Here is a 19419-nt window from a genome sequence, read left to right as displayed (position 1 = left end):
GAACTACGAAGCGCGTTCCAGCATGGCGTGCAGAAGCACGTTCGCGCCCGCCTCGATCCATTCGGGCGTCGCGTCTTCGATCTCGTTATGGCTGATGCCATCGACGCAAGGCACGAAGACCATCGCGGTCGGCGCGACCTGCGCGAGATAGCACGCGTCGTGGCCCGCTCCCGACACCATGTCCCGGTGCGAATAGCCGAGACGCTTCGCCGCCGCGCCCACGGACGCGACGCAGTCGGCATCGAATTTGACGGGCTCGTAGTAGAAGATCTGTTCGAGCGCGGTGAGCAAACCAATTTCGTCCGCGATGCGCGCGACGCCTTCACGCAGCGCTGCATCCATGCGCGCGAGCACGGCATCGTCGGGATGGCGGAAATCGACGGTGAAGAACACGCGCCCCGGAATCACGTTGCGTGAGTTCGGATGCACCTGCATCATGCCGACCGTCGCGCAGGCGAGCGGCGCGTTGTCGAGGCCGATGCGGTTCACCAGATCCACCACGCGCGATGCACCCAGCAGCGCGTCCTTGCGGCGCGGCATCGGCGTGGGGCCCGCGTGCGCTTCCTGGCCGGTCAGCGTGATCTCGTACCAGCGCTGGCCTTGTGCATCGGTGACGACGCCGATGGTCTTGTTCTCCGCTTCGAGAATCGGCCCCTGCTCGATATGCAGCTCGAAGGCCGCATGCACCTTGCGACCGCCGCACGGCACGTCGCCCGCATAACCGATGCGCTTCAGTTCCTCGCCGATGGTCTTGCCGTCGACGTCCGCGCGCGACAGCCCGTATTCGAGCGAGAACACGCCCGCGAACACGCCGGAAGCGACCATCGCCGGCGCGAAGCGTGAGCCTTCCTCGTTGGTCCAGATCACGAGTTCGACAGGATGCTCCGTCTCGATGCGATGATCGTTCAGCGTGCGGAGCACTTCCAGGCCGCCCAGCACGCCGTAGATGCCGTCGAAGCGGCCGCCGGTCGGCTGCGAATCCGCGTGGGAGCCGGTCATGACGGGAGCCGCGTCCAGGTTGCGCCCGGCACGCCGCATGAAGACATTGCCCATCTGATCGACGCTGACGGTGCAGCCCGCTTCCTTCGCCCAACTGACGACGAGATCGCGCCCTTCGCGGTCGAGGTCCGTCAGCGCGAGACGGCAGACGCCGCCCTTTTGTGTGGCGCCGATCTTCGCCATCGTCATGAGGCTGTCCCACAGACGGGGGCCGTTGATTCTGATCGATGTATCGAAACCTGCGATTCCCACTGCATCTGTGACAGCGTTCATTCGCGTTGCTCCGGAGCGTCGACTTCGTTTGAGGGGACTTACTGATGCGTTTTTTGTTCTGACAAACCGGATGCAAATCTTGTCCGGATGGACAGGTTGTAGCCGATTAAAATAAGCAAATCAACGTCTTTCTAAAAAGCGTGAGCGGCCGGCCCGAGAGCGAGAAGCGTGCCATCGCGCGCTGGCCGACATACATACAATGGATGCACGACGACCCGAACGCGCCATGACGACTACAACGACGACGCATGAAGAAGAGGCCACGGCTCGCTCCATGCAGCCCAGGCGGCGCAAGGCGCATATCCGCGAGTCGAACGAGGCGCGTCTGCTTGAATGCGCCGAAGCCGTGTTCGCGGAGAAAGGGCTGGAAGGCGCGAGCACGGCCATGATCGCGGAGCGCGCGGGCCTGCCGAAAGCCAACCTGCACTACTATTTTCCGACGAAACTCTCGCTGTATCGGCGCGTGCTCGAAGACCTCTTCGAAGACTGGCATCGCGCGGCGGATACGTTCGAATGCAGCGACGATCCCGTGATCGCCATCGGCGGATACGTGCGCGCGAAGATGGAGCTATCGCGCCGGCGGCCGCTCGGCTCGAAGGTCTGGGCCAGCGAGATGATCCACGGAGCGGAACACATGCGCGACATACTCGATGCGCGCGTGAAGCCGTGGCTCGATACGCGCGTGGCCGTCATTCGTGCGTGGATCGATCGCGGGCTGCTCGCGCCTGTCGATCCGAAGACCTTCATGTTCCTGATCTGGGCGATCACGCAACATTACGCGGACTTCGATGCGCAGATACGCGCGCTCAAAGGCACGCGCGCGCTGAACAAGAAGGCTTTCGACGAGGAAACGGAGGAAGTGGTGCGTCTCGTGATTCGTGCATGCGGAGCGGTGTCGCCTGCGGCCGCGTCAAAGTGAATTGCGACGAGCGGCCCGCTATGAACTCACTCAACCGGTCCCAGATAACCCGGAAGCCCGAGCGCCGATTTACTTTGCGCGAGCCTTACTGCTTTCTTAACCAGTGAGTCGAACTCACTATCACTGTCAGGTTTCGGCAGGTGATTTCGAAAGAAATCGGCCCATCGAAATTCCTCGAGCGGGACCGAAGTCTTCTCGTAGCCACCCGCTTCACGCACCGAGGCGGACAGGCTGCGAAAGACATCATCGTCGAGATCCCAAACATGCTTGCGCATCTCCGAGAACGAGACGCGCCGGCCATTCGCGTCGTAGGGATAAGTCCAGCGCTTGTTTTCCAGCGTCAACCAGAATTCGGCCCTCGATAACGCGGACAAGTCCTCGAGAAGAACGACTGGAACACGCTCGATTTTTGCAATCCACAACGCTGCGGCAACGTGATGATGGTCAGTCGCATACGGCTCGTCATCCGGGCCGCACACGATGGGAATGGGTTTCTCCGCGATCGCCATCTGAAGTTCGTGTCCCTTCAAGGACGCGTAAGTCTTCGCCTTCTGGCGCACTTCGCGCATTCCGTGAGTCAGTTGAGTCGGGCGTAGTCGAGCGATCTTTACCGTTTTCATCATCTTCTCCGATCCGCTTTGCTCGATGTCGGGAGCGTTCGTTCGGCTTTTAGCAACTTTTGCGCCGCGTTTGACTCAGCCTGAAAGGGCCGCGTCAGCTTTCCTTTCGAGAAGCGCCCTTCCCCGGCAACCGCCGAGCCGCTGCAGGGAAGGGAACGTCCGAACGCAGCCAGGACGCTTACTCGTCTTTCCGAATATGCGTCGCAATGTAGTCGATCAGCAGCCGCACCGCCGGCAGCAGCCCCCTTCGCGATGGGAAAACGGCATGGACCACGCCGCCCTTCGGCTTCCACTGTGGCAAGACGTCGACGAGGCCGCCTCTCTCCAGTTCGGTCTCGACGACCATGTAGGGCAACTGCACGACACCGACGCCTTTCAGCGCGGCCTGCCGGAGTTCGGTCATGTCGTCGGTGATGTAGCGCGGCGAATGTGGCACGCGTGCCTGCGCTGCGTCGGGGCCGACCAAGGCCCAGGCGTGATCGCGATGCGGCCCCCAGTCGAGGCTGGGCATGCCGGACAGATCGGCCGGATGCAGTACGTGTTCGTGCCGTTTCATGAGCGCGGGCGCGGCGACGAGCCGCTGCGGACTGCCCGAAAGGACGCGCATGACGAGGCCGCTGTCTTCGAGCGGCGGAAAACGCACGCGCAATGCCAGATCGAGACCTTCGCCGAGGACGTCGACCCGGCGATTGGTCGCATCGAGATGAATCTGAACCTTCGGATACAGCATCAGGAAGTCGGCGACGAGTGCTCCAATGCGGTATTCCAGCAGCGTCGTCGGGCAACTCATGCGCACGATCCCTTGCGGCTCGGAAAGCCTGCGCTCCATGACCTCGCGCGCGGCATCGGCTTCCACGAGCACCGCGATGCACCGCTCGTAGAACTCTTGCCCGATCTCCGTCACCGAGAAGTGTCGCGTGGACCGGTTCAGCAGGCGAACGCCGTATTTTTCCTCGAGTTCCGCGACGCGCCGGCTCAGCTTGGACTTCGGCATGTTGAGCGCCCGGCCGGCCTGAGTGAACCCGTGATTGTCGACCACCTTCACGAAGTAATAGATGTCGTTGAGGTCGTCCATTTGTCTCCCTCCGGCAGATGCCTGGACAGCGCCAGGCCGCATGGACATCGCTTCGTTGTTCCTCTCATAGGACACAGTCGGCAATTTACTGCACTCGACCCGTCCACCTCGCGCGACTAGGATTGTGCCTGCATGCAGTTCCGATGCATCGCACATCGATCCCCGATCCCCGATTCCCACCTCCTTCCCGCACTGGAGACAATCATGGCAAGCGAACCGATCCGCGACCCCGCGAGCGATCATCTGCTGACCCCGCAGAATTCGGCGTTCATCGTCATCGACTATCAGCCGGTTCAAGTGAATTCCATCGCGTCGATGGATCGGCAACTGCTGGTCAACAACATCGTGGGCGCCGCCAAGGCTGCGGACGCGTACAAGCTGCCCATCATTCATTCGACGGTCAACGTCAAGACCGGCCTCAACAAGCCTCCGATCCCGCAACTCCGCGCGGCGCTCAGCGAATATCCCACCTACGATCGCACGAGCATCAATTCGTGGGAGGACGTGGAATTCCGCAAGGCCGTAGAGGCGACGGGCCGCATGAAGCTCATCATGACTGCGCTCTGGACGGAAGCCTGCCTCACCTTCCCGGCCCTCGATGTGCTGAAGGCGGGCTACGAGGTCTACGTCGTCGTCGATGCGGTCGGCGGCACGTCCGTCGCGGCGCACGAAGCGGCGTTGCGCCGCATCGAGCAGGCCGGCGGCAAGATGATCAGCGTCGCGCAGATGTTCTGCGAGTTGCAGCGCGACTGGGCACGCAGCGAGACCGTTCCTGCGTTCATCAACCTGTTCATCGAAACCGGCGGCACGGCCGGCATTCAGTTCGCGTACGACAAGAGTTGAGGTTGCGCGCCCCGCGTTTCCAGCGTTCCAGCGGTGGGACACAGAAAATCGATTTCGCCCTCTACCGCCCTCACCGTTCCGCCACTACCTTGTGTGCATCCAAAACAGGTCGACGGACTTTTCTACAGGGCATCCGACATGAAAAAGATTTTCGGTATCTACAGCAATCCGGACTCGCATTGGGTCGGCGACGGCTTTCCGGTGCGCACGCTGTTTTCACATCACACGATGGGCCGCCACACGAGTCCGTTCCTGATGCTCGACTACGCGGGTCCGCACGACTTCGCGCCGACCGCCCGCCGTCAGGGCGTCGGACAACACCCGCACCGTGGCTTCGAGACGGTGACCATCGTGTACCAGGGCGAATTGGAGCACCTCGACTCGACCGGCGGCGGCGGTCAGATCGGCCCCGGCGATGTGCAATGGATGACAGCGGGTTCCGGAATCCTGCACGAGGAGTTCCATTCGCGCGGCTTCGCGAAAGCAGGCGGGACGCTCGAAATGGTTCAGCTCTGGGTCAATCTGCCCGCCAGGGACAAGATGACGGCGCCCGGTTATCAGAGCATCGTGGCGAAGCAGATTCCGTCGGTCGATCTTCCGGAGCGCGCCGGATACGTCCGGGTGATCGCCGGCAATTATGCGGACAAGAACGGCCCCGCGCGTACCTTCACGCCAATGGACGTTCTCGACGTGCGGCTCAATGCAGGACGCGATGCGACGTTGCGCCTGCGGGAAGGACGAGCGCTCATCCTCGTCGTGCTGCACGGTGAAGTCCGCGTCAACGGCTCCGAGCAAGTCGTCAGCGACGCAGAAATGGTGCTGCTCGGGAAAGATGGCACGGACGTGCATCTGGAAGCCGCGAGCGATGCCGTGGTGCTCGTGCTGAGTGGCGAGCCGATCGAAGAACCAGTGGCCGCATACGGTCCGTTCGTCATGAACACGAGCGAAGAGATTCGCGCGGCGGTCGAAGACTTCAACAGTGGAAGGTTCGGGAGAATGGCGGCGGCGGACCGGAGTCAAGACTCGATGCGTTGATTCGCCGGACGCCGTCGCCATGCGTTCGCGTCGTTCTCTCAGGTTCTGGCTCGGCCCCCGGAATTTGGCCAGAACCCTTTCAGCCGGCTCGATCCGAGCCGGTTTTTTTTTGACTTGCAACGTACGCCGGATTGCGTCACGCCTGTGCGCGTCGGCAAGCGGCACGCACGCGGGCGGCGACCGATGCGGCTGGCGACGCGTCCATCGCGATCGCGGCGGCGTCCGGCAGCGCCTCGGTGGCAAGCTGGGAAAGCGTCTGGCCCGGCGGCATCTCGACGAAAACCGTCGCGCCGAGTTCGGATAGGGCGACGGTGGAATCGTGCCAGCGCACCGGATAGCGCAGATTGGTGGCGAGGTCTTCGCGCACGGCATCGGCGTGGCGCAGCACGCGCGCACCGCGATTGCCGACGTACGGAATGCGCGGCGCGCCCATCCGCACGTCCCGCGCCGCTTCGGTCAACTGCATGGCGGCGTCGTCGAGCAGCACGCAATGCGACGGCACGCTCACGCACAGGCGCTCGGCCTTGCGCGCGCCCCGCGAGAGCGCGATGTCGCGGACCTGCGCGAGCGCGGCGTCGCTGCCCGACACGACGATCTGGCGCGGCGCGTTCAGATTGCCGATGTAGGCGTCGGCGCCGCTGTCGGCAATCGCGCGGGCCAGTTCCGTTTCGTTCAGGCCGAGCACCGCGAGCATGCCGTAGCCGTGCGGATACGCGTTCTGCATCAGCGTGGCGCGCAGGCGCACGAGCTTCAGCGCGTCGGCGAAGGCGATCGCACCGCACACGACCGCCGCGCCGTACGCGCCCACCGAAAGCCCCGCGACCGCCTCCGGCTCGATGCCTTCGTCGGCAAGCGCACGCGCGCCCGCCACGGCCGCGACCACAAGCGCGACCTGCACCGCGACGGTCGATGCGAGCGCGTCTGCCGTATCGAGCGCGAGCACGTTTTCGCCGAGCGCATCCGATGCCTCGTTTAGCGTGCGCGCGATTCCCGGATGCGGCCGGTCGCCGCCGAGCCGATGCAGGAAGCCCGGCGTTTGCGCGCCCTGCCCCGGAAAGAGATACGCGATCATGTCGCCGCCCACGGATCGATCGCGAGGCGCGGGCCATCGGCGCTGCGCAGCATCACGCGCAGATTCGCGCGCGCGAATTCGGCGAGCGAAAAGGCCGCGTCGGGCGTTTCGAGTTGCACGTCGATGCGCGTCCCCGCGTGGCGCGCGGCGTGCGAGAGCGCGTCGAAGAGCGATGACGCATCGGCGCGCGGCAGCGGCGTCGGCGTGCGCACGACGATGTCGAGGTCGCTGTCAGGCGTGATCGTCGGCAGCGCGCTCGCAAGCTCGAATCCCGCGCTGCCCGCCGGGCCCCAGTCGAGACCGCGCGCGTCGATGATCGGCGCTACCGCGCGCAGCAGCGCGAACGCGGGCAAGGCGGCGCGCGCCGAATCCGGCGCACGCGCGTGCAGATCTTCGGGGCTGAGAAGCGCGTCGATCCAGCGCGGCTCGATCCACGTGCCGAAGCGTTCGCCGCGCGTGCCGCCGCGCACGCCGACCGCGATGGCGTCGCCGATGCGCGGTGCGCGCCGCACGACGACGAAGGGCGCGCGCGCGAGCGCCGTGGCGACCCACGCGGGCGCATCGGCGAAAGCAGGCGTGCCGGGCGCGAGACGCAGCAGATCGTGCGGACGCGGCGCGCGGTGCATCACGCGCTCCACTGCTCGCGCATGCGCCTGCGCACTTCGATCGACGCGGCGCGCGTGCGCTTTGCATCGGCGGAAGCGAGCCGGTTCGACAGATCCCGCGAGCCGTCGCGCGCATCCTTCACCGCAGCGGCGAGCGATGCCTTCACGCGCTCGATGTCGGCGGAAGAAGGCGCATCGGCATCGACGTCCTGGATCAGCTCGTGCAGCAGCCCGAGCTTCGCATACGCGCTCATCTTGTAGGACATCGGCAAGACGGTGTCGCCGAGCGCGTCGAGACTCTCCACGCTGCGACGCGTGACGCGCGCGGCGGCTTCCTTGCCCATTGCGTGAACGGCGGTGCCGGGCGCGTCCAGCGCGACGATGCGGTTCGCCTGATAGCCGTGCGCGAGATACGCGCCCGACATCGCCGGGCCGACGATCAGCGCGATCACCGGATGCCCGGCAAGGCGCGCGCTTGCGTACGCATCGACGGCGGCCGCGCAGGCAAGATGAATGCCGAGCAGTTCCTCGCGGCGTCCGTACGCCTGGCTCTTCACGTCGACGACGGCGACGACCGGGCGCTTCACGCCGGCATCACGGTCGGCGCCGATGACGTCGCGCACGGCGCGCGCAAGCAGCCAGCCTTGTTCGAGGCCGACGACGTTATCGGTCGCGCGCGGGAACCGGTTCTGCGGATCGGGCACGACGGCGATGAAACGCGCGCGCTCGCCGCCGAGCTGCCCATCGCGGGCGCGAACCGGGCCGCTTTCGGCCCCGGCGGAATCGGACGCGAGCGCGTCGAGCCAGCGCGCGCCACGGGAAAGCGTGTCGGTCATGATGTGCCCCAGAGGTTGCGCAGCGTGTCGGGATCGATGGCGTCGGGATTCACTTGCGCGAGCCGCGCGAGGTAACCGTCGACGTCCTCGGTGCGATGCCGCTTCGGCACGCCGCGCGTGAACGCGGCGAGCACGGCGTCGCGCACCTGATCGGTATCGTCTTCGACGAGCGTGTCCGCCAGCCCGACCGCGACGCGTTCCTCGCCGCCGATCATCGACCAGATCAGGCGGCGATCGCCCGAATCCAGTTCCTCGATGCCCGCTTCCTGCTCGATCACTTCCGGTCCGTTCATGCCGAGGCGCGCCTGACGCGTCATCACGAGCGCGCTGCACAGCGCCGCCGCGAGCGACATGCCGCCGAAGCAGCCGACCATTCCGCCGATCACGCCGACGACCGGCACATGACGCCGCAACGCGACGATCGCTGCCTGAATCTCGGCGATGACCGCGAGCCCCAGGTTCGCTTCCTGCAGGCGCACGCCGCCGGTTTCGAACAGCACGACGGGGCGAATCGGACGGCCGGCTTCGCATTCGCTCAAGGCCATTTCCAGCGCCGCCGCGATCTTCGCGCCCGACACTTCGCCGATGCTGCCGCCCTGGAACGCAGGCTCGATCGCGGCGATTACCGCGGGTTCGCCGCCAAGCGTGCCGCGCGCGATCACCGCGCCGTCGTCGGCCTGGCAGACGATGTTCTGCATCGCGAGCCACGGCGATTCGAGCTTGTCGAACGGCCCGAGCAATTCGCGGAAGGTTCCCTTGTCCAAGAGCGCGCGTGCGCGTTCGCGCGCCGTCAGCTCGATGAAGCTGTGCCGCGCGAGAAAAGTGTCGTGCGCGTTCATGCCGTGTCTCCTTCGCTCGCTTCCACCGCTTCGTTGAGGCGCAGCATCACGACGCCGGGCGTCGCGCCGAAGTCGTTGAGTTCGATTTTCGCGGCGCCGTCGTAGCGCTGAAAGAAGCGGTCCAGCACGCTCTTCCACACATGACCGTAGCCATCGACGCTCGTGCGGATCACCACTTCCGCGTTCGCCGTCTGCGAGGGCGAGAGCAGCACTTCGAGATCGCCCGAGCCGACCACGCCCACATGCGCGCGGCGCGTGACGGGCCGTTTGGCCGGGTATTCGTATCGCATGTTTTCCATCGTTCGTTCCTCTTCGATGCGCTTCGTGGTGCCTTTCAGGCGAGGCGCCTGAGACTGTCGAGAAAGAGCGTCGCGGCGAGCAGGTCGGCGGCGCCGCCCGGCGATGCGTTCAGCGCCAGCAATTCGGCGTCGAGCCGTGCGAGCGCGGCGCGGCCCTCGTTCGTGCCGGCGCCGCCTGCGCGCATCACGCGCTTCGCGCCGCGTTGCGCCGTGGTGAGCGCCGTCGTTCCGCCGCGATGCAGCAGGCATGTATCGTCCAGCGACGCGATGATCGCGATCAGCGCATCGAGCCGCGCATCGGATTCGGCGAGGCCGCGCGCGCGGGCGTTATCGAGCGCGGGCAGGCCGACAAGCCGCGCATGCGGAAAGCCCTCGCGCGCTTCGCCACGCGCGCCCGCCACGCGATAACGTTCGCTCACGCGCGCGCCGTGACTCGTCGCGACGGACGCGGGCGCGTAGCGGTCGTCGTACTGCGCAATCGCGGCGGCGGATGTGCAGATCGCGTCGCTGTCGTCCGGTGCGTGCATCGCCGCGCCCGCGCAGAGCAGGCCGACGATCCAGATCGCGCCGCGATGCGCGTTGCTGCCGTTCGTCGCGCGCATCATCGAACATTCGCCTTCGCGGCCGATGCGCGCCAGCTGCTCGCGCAACGCCTGCGAAGGCTGCACGCCGCACGCGGCGCGCGCGATCGCGAGGAAGGTCGGTTGCAGCGCATGCGCGGAGCGCAGCATCGTGTCGAGATTGAGATCGCGATGCGCGCCGCTGCCGCGTTCATCGACGAGCGCGGGCTTGGGCGTAAGACGCGCCTCGGCGACGAGCGCATCGACGGCGTGTGTCGCGATGGTCAGCGGCGGCGCGACGAATGCTTCGGCGTCGCGGCGCAAAAGGGAAATGGCGTTCATCGCGATCACCAGCTTCTGAAGCGCGCGGGCGGCGCGTAGAGCCCGCCCGACCACGAAACGAGATCGTCGATGCTGCGCGCCGCCAGCAGCGAGCGCTTCGCTTCGCCGCGCCGCACGCCCAGGTCTTCCGGATACGCGACGATGCCGCGCCGTCTCAGCTCTTCCGTCTTCGCAGGATTCGCGCGCATGCCGATGGGCGTCACGCCCGCGACCGCCGCGAGCGCCGCGCGCCGTTCATCGACGCCTTCGGCCGCATGCAGATTCGCGATGCCCTCCTCGGTCACGACGTGCGTGACGTCGTCGCCGTAGATCATGACGGGCGCGATCGGCATGCCGCTTTTCTCGCCGACTGCGATGGCATCGAGCGCATCGACAATGGTCGGCTCGCCGCCCTTCTTGTACGTCTCGGCGGTCTGCACCACGAGTTTGTGGCCGCGCGCGATCTTCGGATTCGGGCCGTCGTCTTTCAGCAGCTTCAGCCACGCTTCGCTCGAATGGCGTCGGCCGCGCGGATCGTGTCCCATGTTCGGCGCGCCGCCGAAGCCCGCGAGCCGCCCGAGCGTGACCGTCGACGAATTCGCGTCGGCATCCATCTGCAGCGTCGAGCCGATGAAGAGATCGACGCCGTATTGCCCCGCAAGCTGACAGAACACGCGATTCGAGCGCAGGCTGCCGTCGCGTCCGGTGAAGAACACGTCGGAGCGCGCCGCGATGTAGTCCTCCATGCCGACTTCGCTGCCGAAGCAATGCACGCTCTGCACCCAGCCGGACTCGATCGCTGGAATGAGCGTCGGATGCGGATTGAGCGCCCAGTTCGTGCAGATCTTGCCTTTCAGTCCGAGCGATTCGCCGTACGTCGGCAGGAGCAGCTCGATCGCGGCGGTATCGAAGCCGATGCCGTGATTGAGCGACGTGACGCCGTAACGGTCGTAGATGCCGCGTATGGTCATCATCGCCATCAGGATCTGCAATTCGCCGATGTGACGCGGATCGCGCGTGAAAAGCGGCTCCACCGCGAACGGGCGATCCGACTGCACGACGACATCGACCCACGAGCCGGGAATATCGACGCGCGGCAGCTCATCGACGATCTCGTTCACCTGCGCGACCACGATGCCATGCCGGAACGCGGTGGCCTCGACGATGGTCGGCGTGTCCTCGGTGTTCGCGCCGGTATAGAGATTGCCGTGACGGTCCGCCTGCACCGCGCACACCAGCGCGACCTGCGGCGTGAGATCGATGAACATGCGCGCATACAGTTCGATGTACGTATAGATCGCGCCGATCTCCAGCTTGCCGTCTTCGAGCAGTTGCGCGACGCGCAGACTCTGCGGCCCGGCGTACGCGAAATCGACCTTGTGCGCGATGCCTTGCTCGAAGAGCGCGAGATGCTCCGGCCGGCTGATGCTCGAGATGAGCAGATGGATGTCGTGCACGCGCTCGGGATCGAGCTTCGCGAACGCGCGCGAAAGGAAGTCGGCCTGCTTCTGGTTGTTGCCTTCGAGCGCGACGCGGTCGCCGGTGACGATCAGCGCGCTCAACGCATCGACGATGCGCGCGGAATCGAGCACGGAGCCGGTCAGCCACGGCTCGATCAGCTTCAGACGCCGCGCCTTTTCCTGTGCGCGCGTGTTCCAGTTCCGGGTTTCAGCGATGACGTCGTTCATTGGTCGGCCTTCGGAGTTTTCGTTCGGTTCGATGCGCGGCGCTTCTTCTTGACGTGGCTCGACTGCGCGAGCGCTTGCGCATCGGCGAGAAAGCGGTGGATCAGTTCGCCCGTCGCGAGCAGATGACGCGCGACGAGCGTCTGCGCCTGTTCGATATCGCGCGCGACGAGTGCATCGAAGATGGCGCGATGCTCGGCGTCGGACGAATCCTTGTGAATCGGCAGCCCGAGCTTCAGACGCAGATAGCGCTCGCCGCGCCGATGCATCTGGCCGATCAGTTCCATCAGGCGCGGCCGGTTCGCGGGCGCGTAGAGGCTCATATGGAACTGCTCGTTGCGCACCACGTAGAGCGTGGGATCGGGTTCGTTCTCGGCGGCTTCGAGCAAGCGCTTCGATTCGGCGAGCGTCTCGGGCGTGTGATGCCCGATCGCAATGCCGATCGCCAGGCTCTCCAGCGACGCGCGGATCTCATAGATCTCGCGCGCCTCGTCGGCGGATTGCAAGCTGACGGCCGCGCCGCGATTCGGCTCGATCATCACCCAGCCCTCGCTTTCGAGCTGGCGGAACGCTTCACGCACCGGAATGGCGCTCACCGAGAACTGCCGCGCGATCGCGTCCTGGCGCAGCGGCTCGCCCGGCAGCAGCGAACCTTCGACGATGGCGGCGCGCAGCGCATCCGCGATGAAACGCGACGTGCTCTGACGCGGTTCGAACTGCGCATCGCGGAATGAAGCCGGATGCGACACGGCGGAGAGATCTGTCGGCATGGCTAGGTGAAAGTGCGGAGTTGTCGTGGGGTGTTGTTCAAATATTATATATAAAACGGCACACGGAACCCCGGTGCTTTCCCTAGACGCCATAACAAACATTCGTACCGCGCGTCGTTATTTCATCTGCGGAGACATGGCCATGCCGACAACACTGGATCGACAGATAAGCGCCACGCGCACTACCAAGACACCGCTCAACCGCTCGCAAATCACGGGCTTCTGGGGCGCGTGGGCCGGCTGGACGCTCGACGGCATGGATTCGTTCATCTACGCGCTCGTGCTCGCGCCGGCGCTCACCGAGTTGCTGCCGCGCTCGGGCTACGCGGCGACGCCCGCGAATGTCGGTCTCGCGGGGTCGATCCTGTTCGCGCTGTTTCTGGTGGGATGGGGGCTGTCGTTCATCTGGGGGCCGCTTGCCGACCGCTTCGGCCGCACCAAGGTGCTCGCCGCGACCATCTTCACGTTCGCGATCTTCACGGGTCTCGCCGCGACCGCGCACACGGTGTGGGAACTCGGCATCTACCGGTTCTTCGCGGGCGTGGGCATCGGCGGGGAATGGGCGCTCGCGGGAACGTATGTCGCGGAAGCGTGGCCGGAAGATCGCCGCAAGATGGGCGCGGGCTATCTGCAGACCGGCTACTACGCGGGCTTCTTTCTTGCCGCCGCGCTGAACTACACCATCGGCGCGGCGTTCGGCTGGCGCGCGATGTTCCTCGTCGGGCTGTTCCCGGTCGTCATTTCGATCCTCGTGCTGTTGCGCGTGAAGGAAACCGACAAGTGGGAACGCGCTGAAGCAGCCGAGCCGCATATCGCTCACGTGAAGCACCAGAGCCCGCTCAAGGCGATCTTCAACGCGCAGTACCGCAAGCGCACGATCGTCGCGGCCGTGCTGCTGACGGTGGCGATCATCGGTCTGTGGGCGGGCGCGGTGTACGAGCCGTCGGCGGTCATCCAGCTCGCGGCGAAGGCCGGCATGGACAAGGCGGGCGCCGCGCGCATGGCGTCGATCGCCACCGGTCTGTTGTCGATCGGCACGATCGTCGGCTGTCTCGCGCTGCCGCCGATGGCCGAAAAGATCGGCCGCAGAAAGACGCTCGCGGTGTACTTCGTCGGCATGGCGGCATCGATCGCGCTCGCGTTCGGCTGGGCGTTCTATCTGCCGAACGGGCTCGTGCCGTTCATCGCGCTGCTCGTCGTGCTGGGCTTCTTCGGCGGCAACTTCGCGCTCTTTTCGCTGTGGCTGCCCGAGCAGTTCGAAACCCGCGTGCGTGCGACCGCGTTCGCATTCTGCACGTCGGTGGGACGCTTCTTCGGCGCGATCGTGAACTTCGGCATCGGCGCAATGGTGCTCAACATGAAGACGCTCGGCGTGCCCATCGCGCTCACGGCGATTGCGTTCCTGATCGGCCTCGCGGTGATCCCGTTCGCGCCCGAGACGAAGGGGCAAGAACTGCCGAACTGACACATTGGACTTGTTCTCACGCGAGCGGCCTTCGCCATTGCGAGGGCCGCTTTTTTGCTAGACGACGCGCGTCCACTTGCCGACTTTCGCGACCTGCGCTTCATCGAACGAAAAGCCCAGGCCCGGGGAATCGTGCAGCACGACACGGCCGTTGCGATGCGCCAGTTGCCGGTCGACCAGACGCCGGAAGTTGAGCACCTGATCGTCCCAGAAATATTCGACGTAACGCGCATTCGGCGTCGCCGCGACCAGCGGCGCATGCAGGTCGTGGAACCAGTGCGGGCACATCACCACGCCGTAACTCGCCGCCGTCGCCGCGATCCTCCGCCATTCGGTGATGCCGCCGCACACCGCCGCATCCGTCTGCAGAATCGCGGCCGCGCGCTTGTCGAGCAACTCCTTGTGATACCAGCGGCCGTAGCCGATCTCGCCCGTCGCAATCGGAATGCGCGTGGCTTGTGCAAGGCGCGCGTGATTGTCGACATCGTCGGGAGAAAACGGCTCTTCGATGAAATACGGATCGTATTGCTCGAAGCGCCGCACATGCTGCAACGCCTGCGTGAGATCGCGCCAGCCGTTGTTCATGTCGATCATCAGTTCGACATCCGGACCGACCGCCTCGCGCGCCGCCTTCACGCGGCGTTCCTCTTCCTGCGGCGACAGGCGGCCGCCCTTCATCTTCACCGCGCCGAATCCCATCTCGACGTAGCGCGCCATTTCCTCACCGAGCTTCTCCGGCGTCTTGCCTTCGAGGTAATAGCCGCCGCTCGCGTACGCGGGCACCGTCTCCAGTTCCACCGCGCCGAGATACTTGTGCAGCGGCACGCCGTGCGTGCGCGCGTTGAGGTCCCACAGGGCGATATCGAGGATCGAGAGCGCGCGCATGACCGTACCCGCGCGGCCTTGCAGCAGCGCCTCGTCGTACATGGCCTGCCAGAGTCCTTCGATTGCATACGAGTCGCGTCCGATCAGCACCGGCGCGAGCAATTGCTCGACGGCCACCGTCAGCAATTCGCCCGCCGCGCTGCCGACGTAGCAGAAGCCGATGCCTTCGACGCCGTCGGTCGAGCGCACCTTGACGAGCCCGTAGTGCCGGGTGGATACGGTGCGCGTCGAGAAGGACGTGACGCGATCGAGCGGCACCGCGGCCGCGCAGACGTCGATCGATTCGATGATGGGCATGCCGGTCGTCTCCCTGTCGCTATGGTGATTGCTTCAGTGTGATGACATGCGCGTTCGAGTGGAAGTATCCTTTGGCTTCTTCAAACCCAAAAGATTTTATCGATGGACTCGCGCTATCTGCAGAGCTTCGTGTTCGTCGTCGAACTCGGTTCCATCGCCGAAGCGGCACGCAGACTCGATCTCACGCCTGCGGCCGTCGCGCAGCGCGTGAAGATGCTGGAGGCCGAACTGGGCACGACGCTCGTGCGGCGCTCGGGCCGCACGGTCGGCGCGACCGAAGCCGGCGAGCGCATCCTCGCGCGGGCGCGCGCGGTGCTGCACGACATCCGCGACCTGCGCTCGGACATCGAGGAAACGGGGCAACTGGGCGGGCAATTGCGCCTGGGCGGCATGGCGACGATGATGGGCAGCCTCATTCCCGATGCGCTCGCGGTGCTGCTCGATCGCCATCCGCGCATGGACTTCTATCTCGAGCCGGGCACCTCGCTCGATCTCTATCGCAAGGTGACGAGCGGCGATCTCGACGCCGCCGTGATCGCGCAGCCGCTCTTCAACCTGCCGAAGAGTTGCGACTGGCACACCTTCCGCAGCGAACCGCTGGTGCTGCTTTCACCGGCGTCGATGCACGTCACCGACGTTCACGCCACGCTGCTGTCAGAACCTTTCATTCGTTACGACCGCGATGTCGTCGGCGGTCAGCTCGCCGATGCCTATCTGCGTCAGCATGGCATCAAGCCGCATCAGCGCTGCGAGCTGGACGGTCTCGCGGCCATCGCGACGCTGGTGGACCGCGGGCTGGGCGTATCGCTGGTGCCGGACTGGGCGCCGACCGAGTACGCCGGCGTTTCGGTGCGCAAGTGGGCGTTGCCGCATGTCGCGCCGAAGCGGCTCGTCGGCCTGATCTGGGGCCGCTCCTGCGCACGCATCCGGCTCGTGCACGCCTTCCTCGACGCGGCGGAATCCATCGAACGGGCGCGGCAGGCGCAGCCGAAACCGAAGCGATAGACGGGCGTTGCTCACTTCCGGAAGCAAAAACTTCTATGCTTTGAAGCTAGCGGGAACCCGTCGCGGCATCCGCACGCACTGGCGATAATGCACGTAACCCCACAGGAGACGCCCCCGACATGAGCGACACATTCAAGAAGAAGCCCGCGAGCGATGCGGCCGCGCCACCGAGCGGCCTGCGCAAGTCGCTCGCGAACTACGGCGACAACGGCTTCTCGCTGTTTCTGCGCAAGGCGTTCATCAAGGGCGCGGGCTATACCGACAGCGCGCTCGACCGGCCGGTGATCGGCATCGTCAATACGGGCAGCGCGTACAACCCGTGCCACGGCAACGCGCCGCAACTGATCGAGGCGGTCAAGCGCGGCGTGATGCTCGCGGGCGGCTTGCCGATGGACTTCCCGACCATCTCCATCGCCGAATCGTTCTCGCAGCCGACCAGCATGTATCTGCGCAACCTCATGTCGATGGATACGGAGGAAATGATTCGCGCGCAGCCGATGGACGCCGTCGTGCTGATCGGCGGCTGCGACAAGACGGTGCCCGCGCAGCTGATGGGCGCGGCGTCCGCGAACATCCCGACCATTCAGCTCATCACCGGTTCGATGCTGACGGGCGCGCATCGCGGCGAGCGCGTGGGCGCGTGCACCGATTGCCGGCGTTACTGGGCGCGCTTTCGTGCCGAGGAAATCGACGAGACGGAAATCTCGGCGGTGAACAATCAGCTCGTCGCGAGCGTTGGCACCTGCTCGGTGATGGGCACCGCGAGCACGATGGCCTGCATCGCCGAGGCGCTCGGCATGACGGTGCCGGGCTGCGCGTCGCCGCCGGCGGTGACGTCGGACCGCATGCGCATTGCCGAACTCACGGGCACGCAGGCGGTGCAGATGGCCCGCGACGGTCTCACCATCGACAAGATCCTGACCGCCGAAGCCTTCGAGAACGCGATGCGCGTGCTGCTCGCCATCGGCGGATCGACCAACGGCATCGTGCATCTGACGGCGATCGCCGGGCGCATGGGCTACGACGTCGATCTGAAGGCGCTCGATCGCATGGGCCGCGAGACGCCGGTGCTGGTCGATCTCAAGCCGTCCGGCGCGCATTACATGGAGGACTTTCACAAGGCGGGCGGCATGGCGACGCTGCTGCGCGAACTGAAGCCGCTGCTCAACCTCGATGCGCTGACGGTCACGGGCCGCACGCTCGGCGAGGAAATCGAAGCGGCGGGTCCGGCTTTCGAGCAAGACGTGGTGCGTCCCTTCGACCGGCCGATCTTTCCGCAAGGCGGCATCGCGGTGTTGCAGGGCAATCTCGCGCCGGGCGGCGCGATCATCAAGCAATCGGCGGCGAATGCGCAGCTCATGGAGCACGAAGGCCGCGCGGTGGTGTTCGAGAACGCGGCGGACCTGGCCGCGCGCATCGATGCCGACGATCTCGACGTCAACGCCGACGACATTCTCGTGCTGAAGAACATCGGTCCGAAAGGCGCGCCGGGGATGCCCGAAGCGGGCTATATCCCGATTCCGCGCAAGCTCGCGACGGCGGGCGTGAAGGACATGGTGCGGATCTCCGATGGCCGCATGAGCGGCACCGCGTTCGGCACCATCGTGCTGCACGTGACGCCCGAATCGGCGGTGGGCGGGCCGCTCGCGTTCGTGCAGCACGGCGACCGCATCCGGCTCAGCGTGTCGAAGCGCGAGATCAGTTTGCTCGTCGACGATGCCGAACTGAGCGCGCGCGCGCAACGTCATCCGGTGACGATACCGGCCGCCGACCGCGGATATCGCAAGCTCTTCTTCGACACGGTCACGCAGGCGGACAAGGGCGTGGACTTCGATTTTCTGCGCGCGACGGAGCATCGCGGGACCACGCCGCGAAGCTAGGCGCGACGTGCGCTGCATAGCAACTCAAGGCCGCTTTCGAGCGGCCTATTTCATTCGTGCATCGATACCGCGCCGGACACAAAAAATTTTTGCCTTTGAAGCAAGCGCACGTCTGTACTTCGCGCTCCGGCCGACGGCCATACTGGGCGCGCCCCGCACAACCTCAGGAGACGCCTGCCCATGTCCACGACCTTTCACGGCGCGCTGTCGCCGGTCCTCACGCCTTTCGACGACGACGGCGCGCCATCGGCGGAACGTCTCGTGCGTCACTGCCGCGCACTCTTGAACGATGACGTCGGCCTGGCCGTGTTCGGCACCAACTCCGAGGCCAATTCCATGTCGGTCGCGGAAAAGCGCGTGCTGCTCGACGCGCTCATCGACGCCGGACTGCCCGCCGCGCGCATGATGCCCGGCACCGGCGCATGCGCCCTGCCCGACACGATCGAACTGACGCGTCATGCGGTCACGCGCGGCTGCGGCGGCGTGCTGATGCTGCCGCCGTTCTATTACAAGGGCGTGAGCGACGAAGGCCTGTTTCGCGCCTTTGCGAGCGTGATCGAAGCCGTCGGCGATGCGCGGCTCAAGGTCTATCTCTATCACATTCCGCCGGTCGCACAGGTGCCGCTCAGCCTCGCGCTGATCGAGCGCCTGCTGAAGGCGTATCCCGGCACGGTCGCGGGCATCAAGGACAGTTCGGGCGACTGGAACAACACGTCGGCGGTGATCGATGCGTTCGCATCGACGGGATTCGAGGTGTTCGCGGGCAGCGAGACGTTCCTGCTGCGCACGCTCGAGGCGGGCGGCGCGGGCTGCATCACCGCGACGGGGAACGTGAACGCGGCGGCAATCGCGAGGCTCGCACGCGAGTGGCCGAGCGCGGATGCAGTCGCGCAACAACGCCGTCTCGACGAAGTGCGCGCGGTGTTCCAGCGCTTCCCGATGATCGCGGCGATGAAGGCGGCGATTGCGTGGCAATCGGGCGACGAAGGCTGGGCCAACCTGCGCCCGCCGCTGGTGGAACTCGGCGCGGGGCAGCGCGCGCAGCTCGAAAGCGCGCTGGACGCGATCGGCTTTCGCATGCCGCATGCCGCGCAGCTCGCGTTGCGCACGGAAGCCGCGCACTGATCGCTCGCCGT

At 65.7% G+C, this 19419-nt stretch carries 19 protein-coding genes; 7 read left to right on the top strand and 12 right to left on the bottom strand.

What is annotated here, in order from left to right; translation table 11 throughout:
- Window positions 1–3: 3 nt before the first annotated feature.
- The gene (locus AWB72_RS06715; protein WP_040053332.1) at window positions 4–1272 is read right to left on the bottom strand and encodes a Zn-dependent hydrolase; all 1269 of its coding nucleotides are present in this window, start codon (window positions 1270–1272) and stop codon (window positions 4–6) included.
- Between the two features lie 226 nt (window positions 1273–1498).
- Between AWB72_RS06715 and AWB72_RS06710 the strand changes: the two genes are divergently transcribed.
- Window positions 1499–2191 (top strand): TetR/AcrR family transcriptional regulator, encoded by a 693-nt coding sequence (locus AWB72_RS06710; protein ID WP_040053386.1) that lies wholly within the window; start codon window positions 1499–1501, stop codon window positions 2189–2191.
- A gap of 26 nt (window positions 2192–2217) precedes the next feature.
- On the opposite strand, the gene AWB72_RS06705 is transcribed toward AWB72_RS06710, so the two are convergent.
- Both AWB72_RS06705 and AWB72_RS06700 read right to left on the bottom strand, forming a co-directional pair.
- Window positions 2218–2811, bottom strand: a complete 594-nt coding sequence (locus AWB72_RS06705) for a ParB-like protein (RefSeq protein ID WP_040053387.1) — start codon at window positions 2809–2811, stop codon at window positions 2218–2220.
- Between the two features lie 178 nt (window positions 2812–2989).
- Window positions 2990–3886 (bottom strand): LysR substrate-binding domain-containing protein, encoded by an 897-nt coding sequence (locus tag AWB72_RS06700; protein WP_040053333.1) that lies wholly within the window; start codon window positions 3884–3886, stop codon window positions 2990–2992.
- A gap of 204 nt (window positions 3887–4090) precedes the next feature.
- Here AWB72_RS06700 and AWB72_RS06695 point away from each other — a divergent pair, with 204 nt between their 5' ends.
- Together AWB72_RS06695 and AWB72_RS06690 are read left to right on the top strand one after the other, a co-directional pair.
- Window positions 4091–4729 carry a hydrolase gene (locus tag AWB72_RS06695; RefSeq protein WP_040053334.1) on the top strand — a complete coding sequence of 213 codons (639 nt, stop codon included), beginning with the start codon at window positions 4091–4093 and terminating at the stop codon, window positions 4727–4729.
- 138 nt (window positions 4730–4867) lie between these two features.
- On the top strand, window positions 4868–5764 hold the full coding sequence (locus AWB72_RS06690; protein ID WP_040053335.1) for a pirin family protein: 897 nt from the start codon (window positions 4868–4870) through the stop codon (window positions 5762–5764).
- A gap of 136 nt (window positions 5765–5900) precedes the next feature.
- On the opposite strand, the gene mdcH is transcribed toward AWB72_RS06690, so the two are convergent.
- From mdcH to AWB72_RS06650, 8 genes are read right to left on the bottom strand one after another with little or no spacing between them, the layout of a single operon-like run.
- Entirely contained in the window at window positions 5901–6836 is a 936-nt protein-coding gene (gene mdcH, locus AWB72_RS06685; RefSeq protein WP_040053388.1) for a malonate decarboxylase subunit epsilon, read from the bottom strand.
- On the bottom strand, window positions 6833–7462 hold the full coding sequence (locus tag AWB72_RS06680; RefSeq protein ID WP_040053389.1) for a malonate decarboxylase holo-ACP synthase: 630 nt from the start codon (window positions 7460–7462) through the stop codon (window positions 6833–6835). Before AWB72_RS06680 ends, mdcH begins: the two co-directional genes overlap by 4 nt.
- Entirely contained in the window at window positions 7462–8277 is an 816-nt protein-coding gene (gene mdcE, locus AWB72_RS06675; protein WP_040053336.1) for a biotin-independent malonate decarboxylase subunit gamma, read from the bottom strand. The genes AWB72_RS06680 and mdcE overlap by 1 nt, the downstream gene beginning before the upstream one ends.
- The gene (locus AWB72_RS06670) at window positions 8274–9116 is read right to left on the bottom strand and encodes a biotin-independent malonate decarboxylase subunit beta (RefSeq protein WP_040053337.1); all 843 of its coding nucleotides are present in this window, start codon (window positions 9114–9116) and stop codon (window positions 8274–8276) included. The genes mdcE and AWB72_RS06670 overlap by 4 nt, the downstream gene beginning before the upstream one ends.
- Entirely contained in the window at window positions 9113–9415 is a 303-nt protein-coding gene (locus AWB72_RS06665) for a malonate decarboxylase subunit delta (protein ID WP_040053338.1), read from the bottom strand. The genes AWB72_RS06670 and AWB72_RS06665 overlap by 4 nt, the downstream gene beginning before the upstream one ends.
- 35 nt (window positions 9416–9450) lie before the next feature.
- The gene (locus AWB72_RS06660; RefSeq protein WP_040053390.1) at window positions 9451–10317 is read right to left on the bottom strand and encodes a triphosphoribosyl-dephospho-CoA synthase; all 867 of its coding nucleotides are present in this window, start codon (window positions 10315–10317) and stop codon (window positions 9451–9453) included.
- Between the two features lie 5 nt (window positions 10318–10322).
- Complete coding sequence (mdcA, locus tag AWB72_RS06655; protein WP_040053339.1) at window positions 10323–11984, bottom strand: malonate decarboxylase subunit alpha; 1662 nt, start codon at window positions 11982–11984, stop codon at window positions 10323–10325.
- The gene (locus tag AWB72_RS06650; protein ID WP_040053340.1) at window positions 11981–12751 is read right to left on the bottom strand and encodes a GntR family transcriptional regulator; all 771 of its coding nucleotides are present in this window, start codon (window positions 12749–12751) and stop codon (window positions 11981–11983) included. The genes mdcA and AWB72_RS06650 overlap by 4 nt, the downstream gene beginning before the upstream one ends.
- Window positions 12752–12893: 142 nt before the next feature.
- Between AWB72_RS06650 and AWB72_RS06645 the strand changes: the two genes are divergently transcribed.
- Window positions 12894–14216, top strand: coding sequence for an MFS transporter (locus tag AWB72_RS06645; protein WP_040053391.1), 1323 nt, complete (start codon window positions 12894–12896; stop codon window positions 14214–14216).
- 57 nt (window positions 14217–14273) lie between these two features.
- Here AWB72_RS06645 and AWB72_RS06640 read toward each other — a convergent pair whose 3' ends face one another.
- A complete protein-coding gene (locus AWB72_RS06640) occupies window positions 14274–15398 on the bottom strand; it encodes a mandelate racemase/muconate lactonizing enzyme family protein (protein WP_040053341.1) in 1125 nt (374 codons plus the stop codon).
- Window positions 15399–15500: 102 nt separating this feature from the next.
- Between AWB72_RS06640 and AWB72_RS06635 the strand changes: the two genes are divergently transcribed.
- The 3 genes from AWB72_RS06635 (at window position 15501) to AWB72_RS06625 (ending at window position 19408) form a co-directional block, all read left to right on the top strand.
- Window positions 15501–16403 (top strand): LysR family transcriptional regulator, encoded by a 903-nt coding sequence (locus AWB72_RS06635; RefSeq protein ID WP_040053342.1) that lies wholly within the window; start codon window positions 15501–15503, stop codon window positions 16401–16403.
- A 119-nt stretch (window positions 16404–16522) separates the two neighbouring features.
- On the top strand, window positions 16523–18283 hold the full coding sequence (locus AWB72_RS06630) for an IlvD/Edd family dehydratase (RefSeq protein ID WP_040053343.1): 1761 nt from the start codon (window positions 16523–16525) through the stop codon (window positions 18281–18283).
- Window positions 18284–18463: 180 nt separating this feature from the next.
- Window positions 18464–19408 (top strand): dihydrodipicolinate synthase family protein, encoded by a 945-nt coding sequence (locus tag AWB72_RS06625; protein WP_040053344.1) that lies wholly within the window; start codon window positions 18464–18466, stop codon window positions 19406–19408.
- The last annotated feature ends 11 nt before the right edge of the window (window positions 19409–19419 follow it).

The sequence above is a fragment of the Caballeronia concitans genome (assembly GCF_001544615.1).
Lineage (GTDB): Bacteria > Pseudomonadota > Gammaproteobacteria > Burkholderiales > Burkholderiaceae > Caballeronia > Caballeronia concitans.
Note: the sequence above shows the minus strand (reverse complement) of the source record. Positions and strands in the feature narration are given on the sequence as shown.

Coding starts and splice junctions, on each gene's coding strand:
- AWB72_RS06715 (WP_040053332.1), bottom strand. CDS start 1,272: ATGAACGCTGTCACAGATGCAGTGGGAATCGCAGGTTTCGATACATCG.
- AWB72_RS06710 (WP_040053386.1), top strand. CDS start 1,499: ATGACGACTACAACGACGACGCATGAAGAAGAGGCCACGGCTCGCTCC.
- AWB72_RS06705 (WP_040053387.1), bottom strand. CDS start 2,811: ATGAAAACGGTAAAGATCGCTCGACTACGCCCGACTCAACTGACTCAC.
- AWB72_RS06700 (WP_040053333.1), bottom strand. CDS start 3,886: ATGGACGACCTCAACGACATCTATTACTTCGTGAAGGTGGTCGACAAT.
- AWB72_RS06695 (WP_040053334.1), top strand. CDS start 4,091: ATGGCAAGCGAACCGATCCGCGACCCCGCGAGCGATCATCTGCTGACC.
- AWB72_RS06690 (WP_040053335.1), top strand. CDS start 4,868: ATGAAAAAGATTTTCGGTATCTACAGCAATCCGGACTCGCATTGGGTC.
- mdcH (WP_040053388.1), bottom strand. CDS start 6,836: ATGATCGCGTATCTCTTTCCGGGGCAGGGCGCGCAAACGCCGGGCTTC.
- AWB72_RS06680 (WP_040053389.1), bottom strand. CDS start 7,462: ATGCACCGCGCGCCGCGTCCGCACGATCTGCTGCGTCTCGCGCCCGGC.
- mdcE (WP_040053336.1), bottom strand. CDS start 8,277: ATGACCGACACGCTTTCCCGTGGCGCGCGCTGGCTCGACGCGCTCGCG.
- AWB72_RS06670 (WP_040053337.1), bottom strand. CDS start 9,116: ATGAACGCGCACGACACTTTTCTCGCGCGGCACAGCTTCATCGAGCTG.
- AWB72_RS06665 (WP_040053338.1), bottom strand. CDS start 9,415: ATGGAAAACATGCGATACGAATACCCGGCCAAACGGCCCGTCACGCGC.
- AWB72_RS06660 (WP_040053390.1), bottom strand. CDS start 10,317: ATGAACGCCATTTCCCTTTTGCGCCGCGACGCCGAAGCATTCGTCGCG.
- mdcA (WP_040053339.1), bottom strand. CDS start 11,984: ATGAACGACGTCATCGCTGAAACCCGGAACTGGAACACGCGCGCACAG.
- AWB72_RS06650 (WP_040053340.1), bottom strand. CDS start 12,751: ATGCCGACAGATCTCTCCGCCGTGTCGCATCCGGCTTCATTCCGCGAT.
- AWB72_RS06645 (WP_040053391.1), top strand. CDS start 12,894: ATGCCGACAACACTGGATCGACAGATAAGCGCCACGCGCACTACCAAG.
- AWB72_RS06640 (WP_040053341.1), bottom strand. CDS start 15,398: ATGCCCATCATCGAATCGATCGACGTCTGCGCGGCCGCGGTGCCGCTC.
- AWB72_RS06635 (WP_040053342.1), top strand. CDS start 15,501: ATGGACTCGCGCTATCTGCAGAGCTTCGTGTTCGTCGTCGAACTCGGT.
- AWB72_RS06630 (WP_040053343.1), top strand. CDS start 16,523: ATGAGCGACACATTCAAGAAGAAGCCCGCGAGCGATGCGGCCGCGCCA.
- AWB72_RS06625 (WP_040053344.1), top strand. CDS start 18,464: ATGTCCACGACCTTTCACGGCGCGCTGTCGCCGGTCCTCACGCCTTTC.